General features: G+C 66.9%; 15 protein-coding genes. 4 read left to right on the top strand and 11 right to left on the bottom strand.

Translation table 11 applies throughout. From position 1 onward, the window contains the following. Nucleotides 1–3: 3 nt before the first annotated feature. From IFT82_RS03120 to rpiA, 7 genes are all read right to left on the bottom strand, one after another. A complete protein-coding gene (locus IFT82_RS03120) occupies nt 4–2,868 on the bottom strand; it encodes a PAS domain-containing protein (protein ID WP_192124462.1) in 2,865 nt (954 codons plus the stop codon). Between the two features lie 83 nt (nt 2,869–2,951). Beyond that, nucleotides 2,952–3,704 carry an HAD-IIB family hydrolase gene (locus IFT82_RS03125; RefSeq protein WP_192124464.1) on the bottom strand — a complete coding sequence of 251 codons (753 nt, stop codon included), beginning with the start codon at nt 3,702–3,704 and terminating at the stop codon, nt 2,952–2,954. Beyond that, a complete protein-coding gene (locus IFT82_RS03130) occupies nt 3,701–4,525 on the bottom strand; it encodes a Cof-type HAD-IIB family hydrolase (RefSeq protein WP_192124466.1) in 825 nt (274 codons plus the stop codon). Before IFT82_RS03130 ends, IFT82_RS03125 begins: the two co-directional genes overlap by 4 nt. Then, nucleotides 4,522–5,505: a phosphogluconate dehydrogenase (NAD(+)-dependent, decarboxylating) gene (gene gnd, locus IFT82_RS03135; protein ID WP_192125039.1), complete on the bottom strand. Its 984-nt coding sequence runs from the start codon at nt 5,503–5,505 to the stop codon at nt 4,522–4,524. The genes IFT82_RS03130 and gnd overlap by 4 nt, the downstream gene beginning before the upstream one ends. A gap of 36 nt (nt 5,506–5,541) precedes the next feature. Then, nucleotides 5,542–6,666 carry a transaldolase gene (gene tal, locus IFT82_RS03140; protein ID WP_192124467.1) on the bottom strand — a complete coding sequence of 375 codons (1,125 nt, stop codon included), beginning with the start codon at nt 6,664–6,666 and terminating at the stop codon, nt 5,542–5,544. Nucleotides 6,667–6,671: 5 nt separating this feature from the next. Next, nucleotides 6,672–8,777: a transketolase gene (tkt, locus tag IFT82_RS03145; protein ID WP_192124469.1), complete on the bottom strand. Its 2,106-nt coding sequence runs from the start codon at nt 8,775–8,777 to the stop codon at nt 6,672–6,674. Nucleotides 8,778–8,846: 69 nt separating this feature from the next. Then, entirely contained in the window at nt 8,847–9,524 is a 678-nt protein-coding gene (gene rpiA / locus IFT82_RS03150) for a ribose-5-phosphate isomerase RpiA (protein ID WP_192125040.1), read from the bottom strand. Nucleotides 9,525–9,709: 185 nt separating this feature from the next. Here rpiA and IFT82_RS03155 point away from each other — a divergent pair, with 185 nt between their 5' ends. Genes IFT82_RS03155 through IFT82_RS03165 form a run of 3 tightly spaced genes read left to right on the top strand, consistent with a single transcriptional unit; the run spans nt 9,710 to nt 15,820 of the window. Continuing rightward, nucleotides 9,710–10,900 carry an efflux RND transporter periplasmic adaptor subunit gene (locus tag IFT82_RS03155; protein ID WP_192125041.1) on the top strand — a complete coding sequence of 397 codons (1,191 nt, stop codon included), beginning with the start codon at nt 9,710–9,712 and terminating at the stop codon, nt 10,898–10,900. Between the two features lie 7 nt (nt 10,901–10,907). Beyond that, nucleotides 10,908–14,198, top strand: a complete 3,291-nt coding sequence (locus IFT82_RS03160; protein ID WP_192124471.1) for a multidrug efflux RND transporter permease subunit — start codon at nt 10,908–10,910, stop codon at nt 14,196–14,198. Continuing rightward, the gene (locus IFT82_RS03165) at nt 14,195–15,820 is read left to right on the top strand and encodes an efflux transporter outer membrane subunit (RefSeq protein WP_192124473.1); all 1,626 of its coding nucleotides are present in this window, start codon (nt 14,195–14,197) and stop codon (nt 15,818–15,820) included. The genes IFT82_RS03160 and IFT82_RS03165 overlap by 4 nt, the downstream gene beginning before the upstream one ends. A gap of 38 nt (nt 15,821–15,858) precedes the next feature. Here IFT82_RS03165 and IFT82_RS03170 read toward each other — a convergent pair whose 3' ends face one another. Together IFT82_RS03170 and IFT82_RS03175 are read right to left on the bottom strand one after the other, a co-directional pair. Next, the gene (locus IFT82_RS03170; protein WP_192124475.1) at nt 15,859–16,185 is read right to left on the bottom strand and encodes a phasin family protein; all 327 of its coding nucleotides are present in this window, start codon (nt 16,183–16,185) and stop codon (nt 15,859–15,861) included. 105 nt (nt 16,186–16,290) lie between these two features. Continuing rightward, nucleotides 16,291–16,497: a hypothetical protein gene (locus tag IFT82_RS03175; protein WP_207105722.1), complete on the bottom strand. Its 207-nt coding sequence runs from the start codon at nt 16,495–16,497 to the stop codon at nt 16,291–16,293. Between the two features lie 274 nt (nt 16,498–16,771). Between IFT82_RS03175 and acnA the strand changes: the two genes are divergently transcribed. Next, complete coding sequence (acnA, locus tag IFT82_RS03180; RefSeq protein ID WP_192124479.1) at nt 16,772–19,459, top strand: aconitate hydratase AcnA; 2,688 nt, start codon at nt 16,772–16,774, stop codon at nt 19,457–19,459. Nucleotides 19,460–19,536: 77 nt separating this feature from the next. Here the strand turns inward: acnA and IFT82_RS21150 are convergent, their stop codons facing one another. Together IFT82_RS21150 and IFT82_RS03190 are read right to left on the bottom strand one after the other, a co-directional pair. After that, nucleotides 19,537–21,123 (bottom strand): M56 family metallopeptidase, encoded by a 1,587-nt coding sequence (locus tag IFT82_RS21150; RefSeq protein WP_342355030.1) that lies wholly within the window; start codon nt 21,121–21,123, stop codon nt 19,537–19,539. After that, nucleotides 21,120–21,488 (bottom strand): BlaI/MecI/CopY family transcriptional regulator, encoded by a 369-nt coding sequence (locus IFT82_RS03190; RefSeq protein ID WP_192124481.1) that lies wholly within the window; start codon nt 21,486–21,488, stop codon nt 21,120–21,122. The genes IFT82_RS21150 and IFT82_RS03190 overlap by 4 nt, the downstream gene beginning before the upstream one ends. Nucleotides 21,489–21,722 lie beyond the last annotated feature (234 nt).

Below are 21,722 nucleotides of genomic sequence, written 5' to 3' on the forward strand. Positions count from 1 at the left end.
CGATCACTTCACCTGGATCAATTCGCGGATACGCGTGGCCAATGCCTCCATCGCGAACGGCTTGGTCATCACGTGCATCCCGGCATCCAGATGCCCGTTTCCGACCACCGCATTCTCGGCATAGCCGGTGATGAACAGCGTCTTCAGACCCGGCCGGACCAACCGTGCGGCATCCGCCATCTGCCGACCGTTCATTCCGCCCGGCAGGCCGACATCGGTCACCAGCAGATCGATCGGGATCGCCGACTGCAGAATCTTCAGCCCGGCAGCGCCGTCCGCCGCCTCGATGGGCAGATAGCCCAGTTCCTCCAGCACCTCGACCACCAGCATCCGGACAGTCGGCTCGTCATCGACGACCAGCACGGTTTCACCCTCACTTGTTCGAGGGGCATCGGCCAGATCGGGCATCGCTTCCACACCGTCGGCCTCGCCACGGTGCCGCGGCAGATAGAGACAGACCATCGTCCCCTCCCCCGGCTCCGAATAGATCCGCACCTGCCCGCCCGACTGGCGCGTGAAACCATAAATCATCGACAGGCCAAGCCCGGTGCCCACCCCCAGCGGCTTGGTGGTGAAGAACGGATCGAACGCCTTGGCGATCACCTCCGGTGTCATGCCCGTTCCCGTATCGGATACGCATAGCGACACATATTGACCCGGTTCAAGATCACGGTCCCGCGCCGCGCGCGCATCGAGCCAGCGGTTGGCGCTTTCGATCGTCAGCCGACCGCCATCGGGCATCGCGTCGCGAGCGTTGATGCACAGGTTGAGCAGCGCGTTCTCAAGCTGGTTGGGATCGACCAGCGTCGACCACAACCCTCCCGCCGCCACCGTTTCTAGTTCGATTCCCGGCCCGATCGTGCGGCGGATCAAATCCTCCATGCCGGCGATCAGCCGGTTCATGTCGGTCGGCTTGGGATCGAGCGTCTGCCGGCGCGAAAAGGCGAGCAGCCGGTGCGTCAGCGACGCCGCACGTTTCGCTGCCCCCTGCGCGGCGAGCGAGTATCGTTCGACATCGGCAAGTCGGCCTTGTGCGATGCGGATGCCCAGCAGTTCGAGACTGCCGATGATCCCGGTCAGCAGGTTGTTGAAGTCGTGCGCGATACCGCCGGTCAACTGGCCGACCGCTTCCATCTTCTGGCTCTGACGCAGCGCCTCTTCCGCCACCATCAGTTCGCGGGTCCGTGCCGCCACCTGCTCTTCCAACGTGTCGGCGAAACGGCGCTGGTCGTCGATATCGGTATTGGTGCCGACCCACCGGACGATCACCCCGCCCGCCCGTACCGGCTCCGCCCGCACCAGAAACCAGCGATAGGCACCGTCCGCGCGACGGATGCGGAATTCGACCCCGTAGACTTCGCCGGTCATGATGGCATGCACCCACCGTCGCCCGGCTTCGGCAGCATCATCTGGATGGACGATGTCGGTCCATGCCATCAGCCCGGCCAGTCCGGCCTTATCGAGACCGCTATAGGCATAGACCTGATCGTTGAACCAGTAGAGGTGGCCATCGGCATGGGCCGCCCAGATCTGGTTGGGCACGGCCTGGGCAAAGACGCGGAACTGCTCCTCGCTCTGCCGGCGGGCCTCGTCAGCACGAACGCGCTCGGTGGCAGCGCGGACGCGGGATGCGACCTCACGGATCAGCGCCAGCTCGTCGTCGTCGTACGGGCGCGGCTCGGCGTTGTTGACGAAGACGAGCGCGACGATGCGCCCCTGTTCGAGCAGCGGCATATTGACGAACGAGGCGGCGGCGATGCCGCGCAGCGCATCGGCGGTGGCGCGGGTACGCGGGTCGCGCGCGACATCGGCGATCTGCACGGTCCGGCCCGCCTTCAGGTCTTCGATATAACTGCCATATTCCCGGAATTGCAGCACACCGGCAATGCTGGTCACGCCTGGCGCATTCCAGTCCCGATCGATCGTGATCGTCTCCGCCCCGGTATCGATGACGCCGTACCCGGCACGGCTGACGCCCAATGCACGACCGAGGATTTCCGAGGACACATAGCTGATCTCACCGATGTCGGTCAGGTCACGTAGCCGATCACCCAGTTCGAGCAGCGTCGACTGTCGCATCGCCGCGCGCTTCTGATCGGTGATGTCGAAACTGACGCCGGGGAAGCGCACGGGTCGCCCCTGATCGTCAAGCCGGCACCGACCCTGCGCCGCGACCCAGCGGGTGGAGCCATCATCCTGGATCAGGCGATATTCGGCAATGAACTCTCCCCCCGAACTGATTGCCTGCTCGATCCGGGCCTCGGCCGGAAGGCGGTCGTCCGAATGCATCCTGCCAAAGAACGCGGCAATGGGTGCGCCGTGGGCAGCCCGATCGGGATCGACGCCATAAAGACGGGCGAACCGTTCGTCCGCGCGAACCAGATCGGTGGTTACGTCCCAATCCCAGGTGCCGATGCCGTGTCCGGCAGACAGGGCCTGCTGCAACCGCTCCTCGCTTTCGCGGGCGGCATGTTCGGAGCGGCGCTGGTCGGATACATCGGCGAACAGGATGCCGATCCTGCGTTCAGCGGGGTCGCCGACCCGTAACGCCTGTACCTCGAACCAGCGGCCCATGGCCTCCGATCCGTTTCCGAAGCGGGCCGGTTCACCGGTCAATGCGACTCGGCCATAGGTATCGTACCAGTGCTGCTCCAGCCCCGGCACCAGTTCCCGTGCGGTCCGGCCGACGGGATCGACCAGTCCCGTCTGCTGTTCGAACATCCGGTTCACCGCGACGAACCGGTAATCCACCGCCCGATCTCCATCGAAGATCATCTCGACGATACAGAATCCGGTATCGACCATGTCGAATATCTGGCGATAGATGTCCGGCGACACGGGGCCGCCGGACGAGAGGGAATGGGTCATCGATCCGCCAATGGTCGGTTACGTCGTCTGGCCGCCCGCTGCCGCCGGGCCACGGTGGTTAGCGAGACGCGAACGGGCGTGGTTCAGTTCCCTTTCTGACAGGCGACGATCGCCGCGATCACGCCCAGCGTATCCTGCGGGTCGCGTACGCGCACGGTATCCAGTCCCAGTTCCTTGGCGGGATAGTCATTGCCACCGGGGAAGATCGCATCGCCGATGAACATCATCGCCTCCAGCGGGATGCCGCTGGCATCGCGCAGTTTCTTGAGACCATAAGCCTTGTCGACACCCTCGCGAGTGATGTCGATCGAGGTGGCGCCACCCATGTTGATCGACAGGCCGGGCAACCGCTGCTTCAGTTCGGCCTGGATGATCTTGCGCTTCTCGAACTTGGGGTCCCAATGTTCCTTGGCGTCGATCGGCGCCTGCTGGCCGAGCGCGGAGAAGGTGATCTGGCTACCGCGATCCTCGATCCGTTCGCCCCAGGTCTGTTCGGGTACGAAACCCGTCGCCTCCAGCGCGGCGTCGAATTCGCGCAGGATCTTGGCCTTGGTCTCGTCATCGAACAGTTCGGCATACACCGTCGTCCATGCATCGTCCTGCCACGTATAGAGCTTGGTGCCGGTGGTCGGCATCAGCCACAGCTTCGACCGGTCGGCCCGCGCCGGCAGACGGCTGGCCACCTGCTTGTCGAACTGTGGCCAGTCCCCGCCGGAAATCACCGCGACATTGGCTACGCCCAGCAGGTCAGCCAGCGCCTCCGCCATCGGATCACCCAGCGGCTGCTTGCTTTCGGCCAGGGTTCCATCGAGGTCGAATGCGACGAGCTGCTTCATGCGTGATCCCTTTTGATAATGAGATGGTCGATGGCCCACGCGACGCCATCGTCGTCGTTCGGCCGGGAAACGTGATGTGCCCGGGTTTTGACGGCATCCGGCGCATTGCCCATCGCGATCGCCAGTCCGGCACGGTCCAGCATCGGCAGATCGTTGGCCTGATCGCCGATCGCGGCGGTTTCGTCGAGCGGCACCCCGAACGATTCGGCGAGAGCGGCGATGCCCGCCCCCTTGTTCGCCTCCGGTGCGGTGACGTCGAGATAATAGGTCTGGCTTTGCGCGATCGTGGCGCTGTCACCCCATGCGTCGGCCACCTGCACGGCCAGTTCGGCCAACAGCGGCTGATCGTCGCTGACGAAGGTGATCTTGTCCGCCCGGTCGAGCAGGGCATCGAAGTCGTCGGTGACGATCGGTTCCTGCGCCGAGGCCCGCCGCTCCGACCCGACATGGGTGCCCTGGTCGGTCGACGCATACCAGCGATCGTCGGCGAACATCCACCGGTCCACCGGCGCATCGCCGACTGCCGCCCAGATGCCGCGTGCGACCGCAGGATCGATCCGGTGGTGCGCCAGTATCTCACCCGACCGCCGGAAGACGATGCCGCCGTTGAACGCGCCGACCGGCTCGTCGAGACCCAGTTGCTCGATCAGCGGCAGCAGCCCCGATCGCGGACGTGCGGAGATGATCGTGAAGCCGATCCCGGCCTCATGCAGGCGCGCGACCGCGTCGATCGTTCCGTTGGTCAACCGCTTCTCACGATCGACCAAGGTTCCGTCGACATCGGACACCAGCAGGCGCGGGCGCTTGCCCGATGAGTTCATTGCGGGATTTCCACGTGGCCGCCAAAGCCATAGCGCATCGCCGACAGCACCTTGTCGCCGAACGTATGGTCGATCCGGCTGCGATACCGCGCGAAAAGCGACGCGGTGAGGACGTTGGCCGGCACCTTCTGCTCCATCGCCGCATCGATCGTCCACTGCCCCTCGCCCGAGTCCGCGACGCTGCCGGAGAACTGTTCCAGCATCCCGTCCTTCGCCAGCGCGATGGCGGTCAGGTCGAGCAGCCACGACGAGATCACGCTGCCACGGCGCCATACCTCGGCGATGTCGGTCAGGTTCAGGTCGAACCGTTCCTCCTCGGGCAGTTTGTCGGTGTTCTTGGACTTCAGGATGTCGAAGCCTTCGGCATAGGCCTGCATCAGGCCGTATTCGATGCCGTTGTGGATCATCTTGACGAAGTGGCCCGATCCCGCAGGCCCGGCATGGATATAGCCCTTTTCGGCGCGGGGATCGGCATTCTCCGGGTTGCGGCCGGGGGTACGGACGATGTCGCCGGTGCCGGGCGCCAGCGTGTCGAAGATCGGATCGAGCAGGTCGACCGTCTCCTTGTCACCGCCGATCATCATGCAATAGCCGCGTTCCTTGCCCCACACCCCGCCGGACGTGCCGACATCGACATAGTGAAGGTCCTTCTCCGCCAGCATCTTCGCGCGGCGGATGTCGTCCTTGTAGAAGCTGTTGCCGCCATCGATCACGATGTCGCCGGGCTTCGCATCGGCACCGATCGTCGCGATCGTCGCTTCGGTGATCTCGCCGGCGGGCAGCATCACCCACCAGATCGCCGGCGTGTCGAGCTTGTCCCGCATGTCGTCGAGCGAGGTGGCGGGGATCGCGCCATCCGCAGCCAGCGCCGCGACCGCCTCGTCATTGCGGTCGTAGGCGACGATCTCGTGACCACCGGCCATCAGCCGGCGGGCCATGTTGCCGCCCATTCGGCCGAGGCCGATCATGCCAATCTTCATCATGTTCACCTATATCGAGGATCGGGCAACCGGAGCTCAGGCGGTCGCCGGCTGCTTATTCGCGATCGCGCCCAGCAGGTCGTCGAAGGCGCTTGTGAAGGACGCAACCCCTTCAAGAACAAGGGAATCCGTCACACCGGGGAGGTCCAGCCCAAGCCGATCGGCCTCCGCCAGCACATGCCGGGCGGCGTCGACATCGGCGGTCAGCGTCGTCGCCACCGTGCCGTGGTCGCGGAAGGCGTCCATCGTCTTGGGTGGCATGGTGTTGACAGTGTCGGGACCGATCAGCGTGTCGATGTAGAGCGTGTCGGGATAGGCCGGGTCCTTGACCCCGGTCGACGCCCAAAGCAGCCGCTGCGGCTGTGCGCCCTTCGCGGCCAGCGCCTGCCAGCGATCGGATGCGATGAAATCCTGATACCAGGCATAGGCCTGCTTGGCGTTGGCGATCGCCACCTTGCCGCGCACCGCCTTCAGCGCCTCCGCCTCGGCATCGCCGTCCTTCAGCCGGGCGTCGATCTGTTTGTCGATCGTCGTGTCGATCCGGCTGACGAAGAAGCTGGCGACCGATGCGATGCGATCGATCGGCTGGCCCTGACGGACGCGCTCTTCCAGTCCCGCCGCATAGGCCTCGGCGACCCGGATATAGGCGTCAAGCGAGAACAGCAGCGTCACGTTGACGTTGATCCCCACCGCGATCGTCGCCGAAATCGCCGGAGCGCCGGCGATCGTGCCGGGAATCTTGATCATCAGGTTCGGACGATCGACCGCCGCCCACAGCTTCTGCGCCTCCGCGATGGTCGCGTCGGTGTCGTCGGCGATGTAGGGCGACACCTCCAGGCTGACATAGCCGTCCTTCGCATCCAGCTGATCATAGACCGGCGCCAGCGTTTCTGCCGCAGCCTTGATGTCCTCGATTGCCAGATGTTCGTAGCGGTCGATCGTCGCGGCGCCGGGATTTTCCTCGTCGAACGCGGCAAGCGTGTCGTCATAGGCATCGCCATGCCCCATCGCCTTTTCGAAGATCGACGGGTTGGAGGTGACGCCGGTCAGCCCGTCCTCCTCGACCAGCTTCTTCAGCCCGCCGGCTTCGAGAAACTTGCGGTCGACGAAGTCGAGCCAGACGGCGGTGCCTGCGGCGGAGAGATCGGAAAGCTTGCTCATCGCGGTCATTCCTTGTCGGTGGAGGCGGCTTCGGCGATCAGCGAACGCGCCCTGTCGACGATGTTGTCGACGGTGAAGCCGAACTTGTCCTGAAGCTTGGCGAGCGGTGCGGAGGCGCCAAAGGTGGACATGGTGATCGTGTCGCCATGGCTGCCGACATAGCGGTCCCAGCCCATCGACCCGGCCATCTCGACCGCCAGCCGCGCCTTGACGGCGGGCGGCAGGACCGAGTCCCTGTATCCCTTGTCCTGCAACTCGAAACGATACCAGCTGGGCAGCGAGACGACGCGCGCCCTGGTGCCCGCCGCCGTCAGCTTTTCATAGGCATCGACCACCAGCGACAATTCGCTGCCCGTGGCGATCAGCACGACCTCCGGCTCGCCATCGCAATCGGCCAGCACATAGCCGCCCTTCCGCACGCCTTCGGCACTGGCATATTTGTCGCGATCGAGCGTCGGCAGCGCCTGACGGGAGAAGATCAGCGCCGCCGGGCGGCTCGCATCCTCCAGCACCGCGCGATAGGCCCATGCGACCTCGTTCGCATCGCCCGGCCGAATCACGTCAAGACCCGGGATCGCGCGCAGCGACGCCAGATGCTCGATCGGCTGGTGGGTCGGGCCGTCCTCGCCGACGCCGATCGAATCGTGGGTGAACACCCAGATCGCGCCGACCTCCATGATCGCCGACAGGCGGATCGGGGCGCGCATATAGTCGGCGAAGACGAGGAAGGTGGAGCCGTAGGCGCGCAGATGCGACAACGCCATGCCGTTCACCACCCCGCCCATGCCGTGTTCCCGGACGCCGAAGTGGAAGTTGCGGCCGGCATAGTTGTTCGGTTCGAACGACGCCTCGTCCTTGATGTCGGTCTTGGTGGAGGGCGCGAGATCGGCTGAGCCGCCGATCAGCCACGGCACGCGCTTCGCCAGCGCATTCAGGACCTTGCCACCCGAATCGCGACTGGCCAGACCCTTGGCATCGGCGGGGAACACCGGCACGTCGGCATCCCAGCCGGCGGGCAGTTCATCCTTCAGCATCGCATCGAGTTCGGCCCCCAATTCGGGATTGGCTTGGCGATAGCGGTCGACCATCGCGACCCATTCGTCACGCAGCGGCTTGCTGCGGTCGCCGATCGCCTTGCGGAACGCCCCGGCGACGCCATCCGGCACGTAGAAGCTCTTGTCCTCGGGCCAGCCATAGGCACGCTTGGTCAGGCGGACATTCTCCTCGCCCAGCGGCTCGCCATGCGCCTTCTCGCTGCCCGCCTTCGGGCTGCCCCAGCCGATCACCGAGTGGACGACGATGAAGGTCGGCCGGTCCGTGGTCTTGCGGAACGTCTCGATCGCGGCGGCGATCGCGGCGGTGTCGTTCGCGTCGTCGACATGGATGACGTTCCAGCCATAGGCCTTGAAGCGCAGGCCGACATCCTCGTCGAACGCCAGATCGGTGCCGCCCTCGATTGAGATATGGTTGCTGTCGTAGATCCAGCAGAGGTTGGACAGTTTCAGATGACCGGCGATGCTCGCCGCCTCGGATGCGACGCCCTCCATCATGTCGCCGTCGCCGCACAGCGCGTAGACGTCGTGATCGAACACGGGGAAACCGTCGCGGTTGTAGCGCGCCGCGAGCGACCGCTCGGCGATCGCCATGCCCACCGAATTGCTGCACCCGGCGCCCAGCGGGCCGGTGGTGGTCTCCACACCGGTGGTGTGGCGGTATTCGGGGTGGCCGGGGGTCTTGGAGGACAATTGCCGGAACTGTTCCAGATCGGCGAGGCTCAGCGCCTCTTGGCCGGTCTTGTTGCCATCGGCGTCGATCTCCTCGATCCCGGCGAGGTGGATCAGGCTGTAGAGCAGCATCGACGCATGGCCGACCGACAGGACGAAGCGGTCGCGATTGGGCCAGTCGGCATGGGCCGGATCGTAGCGCAAGAACTTCGACCACAAGGTATATCCGACCGGCGCCAGCGCCATCGGGGTGCCGGGATGGCCCGAATTGGCCTTCTGCACCGCATCCATCGACAGGGTACGGATGGTGTCGATCGCCAGTCTTTCGGGACTGCCGTCCTCGTGCAGGGCAGTGTCGACGGGCGTGGCAGTCTCGGTATCGGACATGAACATGAGCCTCTATTGGTCGATGGTCGAACGCCTGTACCGGCGGTCGGTTGCGCGGTGACGACGCCCCTAGCGGTTCGTCGGACGACGTTCCAGTCGCGTAACGGTTCCGGCGGCGGCGATATAGGCCGCGTCGACCTCGGTCAGGAACAGGCCATGGCCGAGCACGCCGGGGATGCCGGCGATCGTCGCGGCCAGCGCCGGCCACTCCTGTGCGACCGCTTGGCGGCAATCGAACACCATGCCGCCATTGTCGGTACGATAGCGCCCCCCGTCACGCGGGACGACCGATGCGAATAAGGCGGTCAATTCCTGCGACACGAAGGCGGCACTGAACGGCAGCACCTCCACCGGGATCGCCGCCTTGCCGATCGCCGCCACCCGTTTGGAGCCGTCGGCGATCACGATCATGTGATCGCTGGCCGCCGCGACGATCTTCTCGCGCAGCATCGCCCCGCCCGCCCCCTTGATCGCGCGGCAGGCGTCGTCGATCTCGTCGGCGCCATCGATCGTCAGGTCGACGCGCGCGACATCGGCGAAATCCCGCACCACGATCCCGAGCGACCGCGCGAGTGCCGCGCTGGCCGCCGACGTGGCGACCGTTTCGATCCGCAGTCCGGCCGCGGCGATGGCATGGATAGCATGGGCGGCGGTGGAACCCGTGCCCAGCCCCACCAGCATCCCGTCGCGTATCTCCCGCACCGCGGCCCCGGCCGCCATTCGCTTGTCGTCATCCGGATCGGTCATCGAAGGGGGAACGAGCCAGAACGCGATCCGTGCCCGCGCCCTGCCCCGTACCCGCACCCCGTCGTCCGGTCGGGGGTTGCAACCTTGGGCGAACCCGCGCATTTTGCGATGGTTACGGGCGAAGGTCCGTCGAGCGAACGGACAATACCATCTTGATTTTGAAGGACGTGCGGCCAGGCGCCGCGATGATCGCGATCGGGCTGGCATTGTCGGTCACGGCATGTGGAGGCGGCGAGTCCGCCGATAAAGGCAAGAGCAAGGGCGGCGGCCAGCCGGGCCAGGGCACACCGCAGGTCGGCTTCGTTGCGGTCCAGCCGACCGAGGCGGCACTCGTCACCGAGTTGGCGGGTCGCGTCACCGCCTTCGAAAGCTCGGACGTGCGACCGCAGGTCACCGGCCTGATCCGCCGCCGTTTCTTCACCGAGGGGACCTTCGTCCGTCAGGGACAGCCGCTCTACGAAATCGATCCCCGCCTGTACCGTGCCGCCGCCAACGAAGCGCGCGCGAAGGTGGCGAGCGCCGAGGCCAATCGCGAGGCAACCCGCGTCCTCGCCGATCGCTACCGGCCGCTTGCGGAGATCGAGGCGATCTCCAAACAGGATTACACCAACGCGGTCGCGCAGGCCCGTCAGGCCGCCGCCGCCGTGGCACAGAGCCGGGCCGCGCTCGACACCGCGCAGATCAACCTGCGCTTCACCACCGTGCCCGCACCGATTTCCGGGCGGATCGGCCGCTCGCTGTTCACGGTCGGTGCGCTGGTATCGGCGACGCAGGCCGACCCCCTCGCCCAGATCCAGCGGCTCGACCCGATCTTCATCGATATCCAGCAGAGCGCGGATGCGCTGCTGTCGTTGCGTCGCAGCCTGTCCGGGCAGGGCGTGGTGCCGACCACGGCACAGGTCCGCCTGAAACTGCCCGACGGCAGCGATTACGGACGGACCGGCACGATCGAGTTTTCCGAGGCGCTGGTCGATCCGACCACCGGCACCACGACGCTGCGCGCCCGCTTCGCCAATCCGCAGAACGTGCTGCTGCCGGGCATGTTCGTCCGTGCCCGTTTCGCGCAGGCCATCAACCGCCGTGCCTTCCTCGTCCCCCAGCAGGGCGTCAGCCGCGATCCGCAGGGCAGCGCGACCGTGATCCTCGTCGGCCCCGGCAACAAGGCGGTGCAGAAGAAGGTGACGGCCGAACGGACGCAGGGCGCCTATTGGGTCGTGACCGAGGGGCTGAACCCCGGCGACCGGGTGATCGTGCAGGGTCTGGGCAAGCTGCGCCCCGGCCAGTCGATCAAGCCCGTGCCCGCCGCGACGCCGCAACGCGTCGAGGCCCCGAAGCAGGACGGCGACCAGACCCAGAATCCGCAGAAGGCCGGCTGACCGCATCATGCTGAGCCGGATTTTCATCGATCGCCCCATCTTCGCATGGGTCATCGCGATCATCATCATGCTGGGCGGCGTCGGCGCGATGCTGAGCCTGCCGATCGCGCAATATCCCGACGTGGCCCCGCCGCAGGTCACGATCCGCGCCACCTATCCGGGCGCCAATGCCCAGACGTTGCAGAACGCGGTGACGCAGGTCGTCGAACAGACGCTGACCGGGATCGACGGGCTGCTGTATTTCCAGTCGTCCTCGTCCAGCCGCGGATCGGTGACGATCACCTGCACCTTCGACAAGGGCGTCGATCCCGATATCGCGCAGGTGCAGGTCCAGAACCAGGTCCAGCAGTCGCTCGCCCGCCTGCCGCAGCAGGTGCAGCAGCAGGGGCTGATCGTCCGCAAGTCGAACCCCGACTTCCTGCTGATCGCCTCCGTCTACGATTCCACCGACCGGTCGACCAACCGCGACGTGTCGGATTACCTGACTTCGACGTTGCAGGACCCGCTGGGCCGGACCGAAGGGGTGGGCGACACCAACGTGTTCGGATCGCAATATGCGATGCGCATCTGGCTCGATCCGAACAAGCTCAACAGTTTCCAGCTGATGCCGGCGGACGTCATCACCGCGATCCAGAACCAGAACACCGAGGTCGCGGCCGGCGAGATCGGCGGCCAGCCGGCGGCGCCGAACCAGTATCTGAACGCCGTCGTCACCGCGCAGTCGCGGTTGCAGACGCCCGAGCAGTTCCGCAACATCATCGTCAAGACGCAAGGCAACGGCGCGGCGGTCAAGATCGCCGATGTGGGCTGGGTCGAGCTGGGCGCGGAAAGCTATGCCGCGATCAGCCGCGTCAACCAGCATCCCGGTGCCGGTATCGCGGTGCTGCTGGCGCCGGGCGCCGATGCGCTGAAGACCGCCGAACTGGTGAAGGCGCAGATCACGGAGACCGCCAAGAGCTTCCCGCCCGGCTACGAATACCGGTTCGTCAACGATTCCACCAACTTCATCAAGCTGTCGATCGAGGAGGTCGTGAAGACCCTGATCGAGGCGGTGATCCTGGTTGTGATCGTGATGTTCGTGTTCCTGCAGAGCTGGCGCGCGACGCTGATCCCGACGATCGCGGTGCCGGTGGTACTGCTGGGCACGTTCGGCGTGTTCTATCTGGCGGGCTTCTCGATCAACACGCTGACGCTGTTCGGGCTGGTGCTGGCGATCGGCCTGCTGGTCGACGACGCGATCGTGGTGGTCGAGAATGTCGAGCGCCTGATGGAGGAGGACCCCAGCCTGACGCCGCGCGAGGCGACGATCCGGTCGATGGACGAGATCACCGTCGCGCTGGTCGCGATCGCGCTGGTGCTGTCGGCGGTGTTCCTGCCGATGGCGTTCTTCGGCGGATCGACCGGCGTGATCTACCGCCAGTTCTCCGTCACCATCGTCGCGGCGATGATCCTGTCGGTGGTGGTCGCGCTGGTGCTGTCGCCGGCGCTGACCACGACCTTGCTCAAGCAGAAGCAGCATGACGACAATGGCGACTCGGTGGAGGATGGCTGGCTCGGCCGCAAATTCCCCAGGGTCGCGCATTTCTTCGCCCGCGCCCGCGACAACTTCAACAACTGGTTCGATCGCACCTCGGACCGCTACGTCGATTCGATCAAGGCGATCGTGTCGCGCAAATGGCTGTTCCTGCTGATCTATGCCGGCGTCGTCACGCTGCTGGCGGTGCTGTTCCTGCGGATGCCGACCGGGTTCCTGCCCACCGAGGACCAGGGCATCGCGATCGTGCAGTTCCAGCTGCCCCCCGGTGCGACGCAGAACCGCACGTTCGAGGTGCAGCAGGAGGTCGAGAAATATTTCGTCGCCAGCGAGAAGGCCAACGTCCAGACTGTCTTCACGGTCAGCGGCGCGGGCGGCGGTGGCGCCAGCGGGCAGAACACCGGCCAGGGCTTCGTCGCGCTGCGTGACTGGGCGGAGCGGGAGGGCAAGGAGAACTCCGCCGATGCGATCACCGAGCGCGCCTCCGCCGCGTTCGAGGGGCTTCGCGATGCGCGGGTCTATGCGTTGCTGCCGCCGGCGGTTCGGGGGCTGGGCCAGTCCAACGGCTTCACGATCGAGTTCCAGAACACCGGCGGCATGTCGCCCGACCAGTTCGCCGCCGCGCGCGACAAGCTGCTCGCCGCCGCCGCCGCCGAGCCGACGCTGGCGGGCGTGCGCCTCAGCGAACTGCCCGACGTGCCGACCGTGAAGGTGAACGTCGATCCGCAGAAGCTGTCGACGCTGGGGCTGAACCAGGCGACGGTCAATTCGACGCTGTCGACCGCGTGGGGCGGCCAGTACGTCAACGACTTCCTCGATCGCGGGCGGGTGAAGCGCGTCTATGTGCAGGGCGATGCGAACTACCGCACCTCCCCCTCGGACCTGAACCAGTGGTTCGTGCGCGGATCGAACGGGCAGATGGCGCCGTTCACCTCGTTCGCGACGACCAGCTGGCAGAAGGCACCGGTGTCGCTGTCCCGGTTCAACGGCATCCCCAGCTACGAATTCCAGGGGCAGGCCGCGCCCGGCACCAGTTCCGGACAGGCGCTGGAGACGATGCGGCGGCTGGCCGGCGAGATACCGGGCACGTCGGTCGAACTGGCCGGGCTGTCCTATCAGGAGGCCGTGTCGTCGGGTCAGGCGCCGTTGCTCTACGGCCTGTCGATCCTCGTCGTGTTCCTGTGCCTTGCCGCGCTGTACGAAAGCTGGTCGATCCCGTTCGCGGTGCTGCTGGTCATCCCGCTGGGGCTGATCGGGGCGATCGCCTTCGTCACGCTGCGCGGGCTGACCAACGACGTCTATCTCCAGATCGGATTGCTGACGACGATGGGGCTGGCGGCGAAGAACGCGATCCTGATGATCGAGTTCGCCGAACAGGCGGAGAAGAACGGCGCGCGCGTGCTGGATGCCGCGTTGCAGGCCGCCAAGATCCGGCTGCGGCCGATCCTGATGACCTCGTTCGCGTTCATCTTCGGCGTGCTGCCGCTCGCCATCTCGACCGGCGCGGGGGCGAACAGCCGCATCGCGATCGGCACGGCGGTGATCGGCGGAATGCTGTCGGCGACGTTCCTCGCGATCTTCTACATCCCGCTGTTCTTCGTCCTCGTCCGCCGCGGCGTGCGCGACGGCATCGCCAAGCTGCGCGGACGGCCGACCGGCTTCCGGGGCCAGGATTACGATGGCGGCCGGGGCGATGGCGACGAAGGCGGCCAGCCCTATGGCCCCAACCGCCCGCTCGGCCCGCCGCAGCGGGGGCAGGCATGATGCGTAACACCGTCCTCCTCGTCGCCATGACCGCGACCGCCCTGTCGGCCTGTTCGATGGCGCCGACCTATGTCCGCCCCGATCTGCCGGTGCCGGCATCCTGGCCGGTCGGCGACGCCTATCTGCGCCAGTCGGAGGCCAGCCTGCCGGCGATCACCTATCCGGCGGTCTTCACCGATCGCCGGCTTCAGCGCCTGATCGAGCAGGCGCTGGTCAACAATCGCGACCTGCGCGTCGCCGCCGCCAATATCCAGGCGGCCCGCGCCCAATACCGTATCCAGCGCGCCGACCTGTTTCCGCAGATCGATGCCACCGGTCGCTATAGCTATCAGGGCGGCGGCAACGGCGCGTCGACCGTGGCGGGCGGCGGCACCGGAGCCGGGACCGGCGGCACGGGAACGGGGGGCACGGGGACCGGGACGGGCGGCATCGGCGGTCCCGGGACGGGGGGCACCGGAGCCGGCGGCACGGGAACCGGCGGCACTGGCACGGGCGGCACCGTCGTCACCACGTCCTCGTCGCGAAGCGCATGGTCGGTGGGACTGGGGGTGACCTCGTTCGAGCTTGACCTGTTCGGCCGCATCCGCAGCCTGAGCCGCGCCGCGCTGGACCGGTATTTCAGCACCGAGGCCGCCGCGCGCACCGTCCGGTTGACGCTGGTCGGGGACATCGCCGACGCCTGGCTGGCCTATGCCGCGGACCAGAGCCTGTTGCGGATCGCGCAGGACACGGCATCGTCGGCCCAGCGATCGGTCGAGCTGACGCGTGCCCGCCTGCGTGGCGGCATCTCGCCCCGCACCGATCTGGCGCAGGCGATCCAGATCCTCGCCACGGCGGAGGCGGATCTGGCGCAGCAACGCACGCTGGTGGCGCAGGATATCAACGCCGTGCAGTTGCTGGTCGGTGCGCCGGTCGATGCCGCGCTGTTGCCCGCCACCATCGATCAGGCGGCCGTGACGATTGCGGCATTGCCGGCCGGGCTTGATTCGGGCGTGCTGCTGCGTCGGCCCGACGTGGTGCAGGCGGAATACGAACTGCGCGCCACCAATGCGGAGATCGGCGCGGCGCGCGCCGCGCTGTTCCCGCGCATCTCGCTGACCGGGCTGGTCGGCTTCGCCTCGACCGCCCTGTCGTCACTGTTCGACAACGGCGCCTTCACCTATTCGGTCGCGCCGTCGGTCGGCTATCCGATCTTCCAGGCGGGGGCCGCACGCGCCAATGTGCGCTTCACCGAGGCGCAGCGCGACGCCGCGCTGGCCACGTATGAAAAGGCGATCCAGACCGCGTTTCAGGAAACCGCCGACGCACTCGCGCGACAGGGCACTATCGCCGATCAGGTGGCGGCCAATCGTCGCCTCGTCGCGGCGACGGCGGATACGCTGCAATTGACCGATGCGTCGTATCGGGGTGGCGTGACGCCGTTCCTCAACACGCTAGATGCGCAGCGATCGCTATACTCAGCGCAGCGGACGCTGGTCGCCACGCAACTGGAGGCGGCATCCAACCGGGTGACGCTCTACCGCGTGCTGGGAGGCGATTCGTCGCTGGAAGCGACCGCGGACGGACCGAGACCGGTGACGCCCGTAGATGCCGTTCGACGGGAGCCGGGTCCCGCGCGATAGATCGCGGCACCCGGTTCGCCGGTCAATTCCTCAGCCCTTCAACCCTGGCGGAACGGCGCCACGGCGGTGCGGCCGAACTGCATGATGAGTTCGCTGACCTCGCGTGCCTGCGCCATCGACCGGCTGCTCTGCTCGCGCAGGAACTCGCCCTGGATACGCATGACGTCGGCGATGTCCTTCGCCTCGGCGGCGGCGCGCATCGCGGCGAATGCCTCCCGCGTGTTGGTTTCGGCCTGCTCGATCATCTTGATGCCGATCGTCGAACCGTTGTCGGCGATCGCCCGGCCCGCTTCGCCCATGCGTTCGGCACCGGCCCTCGCCGCGTCGCTGCCGGCCTTCGCTGCGTCGTTGATCGTATCGGCCATGTCCGTGTTCCTCCGTTGGATGGTCACTGACGCCGCCAACGCGCGGCGCGACCGGGCGATCCGCCAGATTGCGCGCCGGGATCGATGATCCCGCCGGCCGGCCGGTCAGGTGCCGTCGTGGTTCACCAGCAGGTGCTTCGCCTGTTCGACCAGGGCGGCCGCCACCCAGCAGTCCAGTTCCTCGGCCACCGCGATCAGTCGCTCGGCCAGCGCCGCAGCTTCCTCAACGCGATCGATGCCGGCCCGTTCGTTCGTCATGAAATCGATCTCCGCGCCGCTTTCGGTAGCCCGCCTGCCGCCACGGTCAACCATCGATCGGGCGTCACGGATCGCGATCTGTTCCGATGCAGGACGTATCGAGCCTGCCGGACGACCGGACGAACAGGCGGACGAACGGGCGGACGAATGGACGGGCAAACGGGCGGGCGGACGGGATACGCGCAGATTGAGGGGAGAACCGCCCTTCCCCCCCACGCGTACCGCTGCTATCGCCCGCGACAACCGTTGATTATCCGATGCTCCGGCGCCTCGTGCGGCCCAGCCGCCGTCCGTGGTGCGCGTGGGCGACAACAGGCAAAGGACGCTTATGACCGCCATCGGCCAGGACACCCTCAATACCCGCACCACGCTGACCGCCGGCGGCAAGAGCTACGATTATTTCAGCCTCGCCAAGGCGGCGGAGCAGCTGGGCGACATATCCCGCCTGCCCTTTTCGATGAAGGTGCTGCTGGAGAACCTGCTGCGCTTCGAGGACGGCGTCACCGTGACGCGTGAGGATATCCAGGCGATCGTCGACTGGCAGAAGGACGCGCGGTCGAACCGCGAGATCCAGTATCGCCCCGCGCGCGTGCTGATGCAGGATTTCACCGGCGTTCCCTGCGTGGTCGATCTGGCCGCGATGCGCGACGCGATCACCAAGCTGGGCGGCGATCCGGCCAAGATCAATCCGCAGGTGCCGGTCCACCTGGTGATCGACCATTCGGTGATGGTCGACGAGTTCGGCACGCCGCAGGCGTTCGAGGAGAATGTCGACCTCGAATACCAGCGCAACATGGAACGCTACGAGTTCCTGAAATGGGGTTCGAAGGCGCTCGACAATTTCCAGGTGGTGCCGCCGGGCACCGGCATCTGCCACCAGGTCAATCTGGAATATATCGGCCAGGCGGTCTGGTCGTCGGCGGAAAGCGGCGACCATGCCAAGGGTGGCGCGACGATCGCCTATCCGGACACGCTGGTCGGCACCGACAGCCACACGACGATGATCAACGGCCTGGGCGTGCTGGGCTGGGGCGTCGGCGGGATCGAGGCGGAGGCGGCGATGCTCGGCCAGCCGGTATCGATGCTGATCCCCGAGGTCGTCGGCTTCAAGCTGACGGGCGCGCTGGCCGAGGGCATCACCGCCACCGACCTGGTGCTGACCGTCACGCAGATGCTGCGCAAGAAGGGCGTCGTCGGCCGCTTCGTCGAGTTCTACGGTCCCGGCCTCGCCTCGATGACCCTCGCCGATCGTGCGACGATCGCCAACATGGCCCCCGAATACGGCGCGACCTGCGGGTTCTTCCCGATCGACGCGCGCACGATGGACTATATGCGCCTGACCGCCCGGTCGGACGAGAACATCGCGCTGGTCGAGGCCTATGCCAAGGCCAACGGCTTCTGGCGCGAAGAGGGGGCCGCCGACCCGATCTTCACCGACACGCTGGAACTGGACATGGGCACCGTCGTGCCCTCGCTCGCCGGCCCGAAGCGTCCGCAGGACAAGGTGGCGCTGAACAAGGTGGACGAGGTCTTCAACGGCGACCTGTTCAAGATCTATCACAAGGAGCAGGCCGTGCGCGTGCCGGTGGCGAACGCCACGCACGACATCGGCGACGGCGACGTGGTGATCGCCGCGATCACCAGCTGCACCAACACGTCCAACCCGTCGGTGCTGGTCGCCGCCGGGCTGGTCGCCCGCAAGGCGCGCGCGCTGGGCCTGACCGCCAAGCCGTGGGTGAAGACCTCGCTGGCGCCGGGATCGCAGGTCGTGACCGACTATCTGGACAAGGCCGGACTGACCGAGGACCTTAACGCGCTCGGCTTCAACCTGGTCGGCTATGGCTGCACCACCTGCATCGGCAATTCGGGGCCGCTGGCCGCGCCGATCTCCGCCGCGATCAACGAGAACGATCTCGTCGCCGCGTCGGTGCTGTCGGGCAACCGCAACTTCGAGGGGCGCGTGTCGGCCGACGTGCGGGCGAACTTCCTCGCCTCGCCGCCGCTGGTCGTCGCCTATGCGATCAAGGGCACCGTCACCACCGACATGATCGAAACCCCGCTGGGTCAGGGATCGGACGGGCAGGACGTGTTCCTGAAGGACGTATGGCCGAGCAACGACGAGGTCCGCACCGTGATGGAGGCGAACATCGACGATGACATGTTCCGCAGCCGTTACGGCAACGTCTATCAGGGCGATGCGAAATGGTCGGGCATCGACGTGACCGGATCGGCGACCTACGCATGGCCCGCCGCCTCCACCTATGTCGCCAACCCGCCCTATTTCGAGGGCATGGAGATGACCCCGGCACCGGTCACCGACATCATCGAGGCACGGCCGCTGGCGATCCTGGGCGATTCGATCACCACCGACCACATCTCGCCCGCCGGCTCGATCAAGGCGGACAGCCCGGCCGGTCGCTGGCTGTCGGAGCGGCAGGTCAGTCGCGGCGACTTCAACAGCTATGGCGCGCGGCGCGGCAACGATCAGGTGATGGTGCGCGGCACCTTCGCCAACATCCGCATCCGCAACGAGATGGTGCCGGGCGTCGAGGGCGGCATGTCGAAATATGACGGCGAGGTCATGCCGATCTATGACGCGGCGATGCGGTTCAAGGCGGACGGCACGCCCCTCGTCGTCGTCGCCGGCAAGGAATATGGCACCGGCTCGTCGCGCGACTGGGCGGCGAAGGGCACCAACCTGCTCGGCGTGCGCGCGGTCATCACCGAAAGCTTCGAGCGTATCCATCGCTCGAACCTGGTCGGCATGGGTGTGCTGCCGCTCCAGTTCGCCGAAGGCGTGACGCGCGAGACGCTGGGTCTGGACGGTTCGGAAACGTTCACGATCCGCAACGTCGCCACCCTGCGTCCGCGTCAGGATGTCGAGGTCGAACTGGTCCGCGCCGATGGCCGCAAGGAGACGTTCACCACCCGCTGCCGGATCGATACCGTCAACGAGCTGGAATATTTCCTGAACGGCGGCATCCTCCAGTACGTGCTGCGCAACCTGGCCGCCTGAGCCGGGCAGTCGGACGTGAAAAGGGGCGTGACCGGCAACCCGGTCACGCCCCTTTTTCGTGCGCGAGGGCGTGGCGATCAGGGTTTCATCTGCTCGCCCAGTTCGCGCGCCGCTTCGTCCAGTCCGGCCAGCGCGTCGCGGCGCTGGTCCTCGGTCAGATGGCGTTCGATCGTGATCGACTGGCGGGCGAGCCGGATGCTCGCCACCGCCTGACGCAGGCCATTGCGCTTCGCCTCGTCGGCACGACGTTCCGCCTGCGCGGCCTGACGGACCGCGAACGCCGACTGGCGATGGCTCCATTCAGCCTGATGGCGCCCCCATTCCGCCTGTTGCATCGCCAGCGTCGTGGTCTGCCGGATGCGGTTGCGGCAGACGATGATGGTGCGACGTCCGCGCTCGTCATTCCCCGCCATCGTCGGGGCGCCGGTTCCCGGTTCGCAGTCGCGGTCGACGACGATCGGGACGGCCGGCATCGGCGGCGTCGCGGGGATCGGCGGCACCGGCACCGGGTGCGCGGCGATATAGGCGGCCGCGGCGGCACCGTCGTAGCGGGTGGTCTTGCCGTCCTTCACGATCACGACATGCCGGGCGGTGCGCGTGCCGGACCGGGGTGCCGGGGGCACCGGCGGTTCGGGCGGGCGGGCGGGTGCGGTCATCGGGATGGCAGGTGGCGCCGGCGGCGTGGGCGGGGCGGCGAGCTGGACGCCGGTCGCGCTTTCGACGCCGGCGGTCAGCGCGGCGGCGGCGCGGGTGCCCGAGGCGGTGACGACCAGTCCGGCGGTGACGGCGCCCAGGATCGCGACGGCGCCGGTCGCCCGACGCGTGCGGGACAGGCGGGTATTGGTCAGCATCCGTAATCTCCCTTTCAGATCGGTGATGGTGTGGAGGTGGCAGGCGGCCGAGATCGCGCCGCCATGCGCCGCCTTCACGATCGCGCAGGCATAGATATGGCGGTCGGTCCGGCTGCGGCCGGCGAGCACGCGGGCATCGTTGGCGAGTTCCTGATCGCAGCGGAAGGCGCGAAAGGCATGCCAGGCCAGCGGATTGAACCAGTGGATCGCGAGCACCGCGAGTGCCGCCCAGTTGGCGACCAGATCGCCACGGGCGTGATGGCCCAGTTCATGCGCCAGCGCGAGTTCGCGTTCGTCGGCATCGTAGCGGTCGGCGAAATCGTTCGGGAAGGCGACGAAGCGTCGCGCGGTGCCGAAGGCAAGCGGCCCCGCCGCCGCCGGCGTCTCGATCACGCACACCCCGCCGACCCGGTCGAGCAGCCGCGCGCTCGCCAGCAACCGCTGGCAGAAGCGGCGATGACGGACGAGGTGCAGGACGAAGAAGATCGCCGCGCCGAGCAGCCACGCGCCGATCGCGATCACGCCCCAGGGGATCGCCGGTGACGGCACCGCGGCCGCCGCCGCGAGGGGTGCCGTCAACGGCTCCGCCCCCACCAGTATCGTCATCGCCTCGCTGGCGCGGGCGATCGGCATCGCATCGGACTGGCCCCACCCTGCGGGCAGCGGCGGCATGGTGAGGCGCAGCAGCGGCAATACCCAGAGGGCATAGGCGATCTGTGGCCCGAAGACGCGGCGCACCGGCTGCCGGATCAGCAGCACGACGAGCATCAGCGCGGCCGATGCGGCCAGCGCCTCCACCGCCCAGGCGATCACGACTTCAGCCCCTTCAGGATCGCCTCGATCTCGGCGATGTCGCGGGCGGTCAACTGGTCGCGATCGGCCAGATGCGCGACTAATGGCGTCAGGCGACCACCGAACAGCCGGTCGATCAGCCGGCGCGATTCACCCGCGACATAATCCTCGCGCGCGACCAGCGGTCGATAGAGATAGCGGCGGCCATCCGCCTCGTGCGCGATCGCCGCCTTGCCCAGCAACCGGCCGAGCAAGGTCTTGACGGTGTTGGCGCTCCATCCCCGATCGGGATCGACCCGTTCGGCCACGTCCTGCGCGGTAAGGGGCGAATCCTGCCACAACACCTCCATGACGGCGTGTTCGGCATCGCTGATCCGTTCGGCCACGACTCACTCCCTGATTGACTACACGTGTAATCTCACTGATTACGAGTGTAGTCAATCAGGACGCCATGCCTGTCGGGTTATCTTACAGATGGGGTATCGAAGGAGGGGGCATTAACGATCGTCCGGCGCGGTTTCGCGCGGTTTATCCGATCTGGCACGCCATCTGCTACATCAGGGAATAGCCGAAGCGTCAGCGCGTTCAGCAGGGTGGACCGGTCGCTCGATCGAGTCTCG

This window comes from Sphingomonas sp. CFBP 8760 (assembly GCF_014841615.1).
GTDB lineage: Bacteria > Pseudomonadota > Alphaproteobacteria > Sphingomonadales > Sphingomonadaceae > Sphingomonas.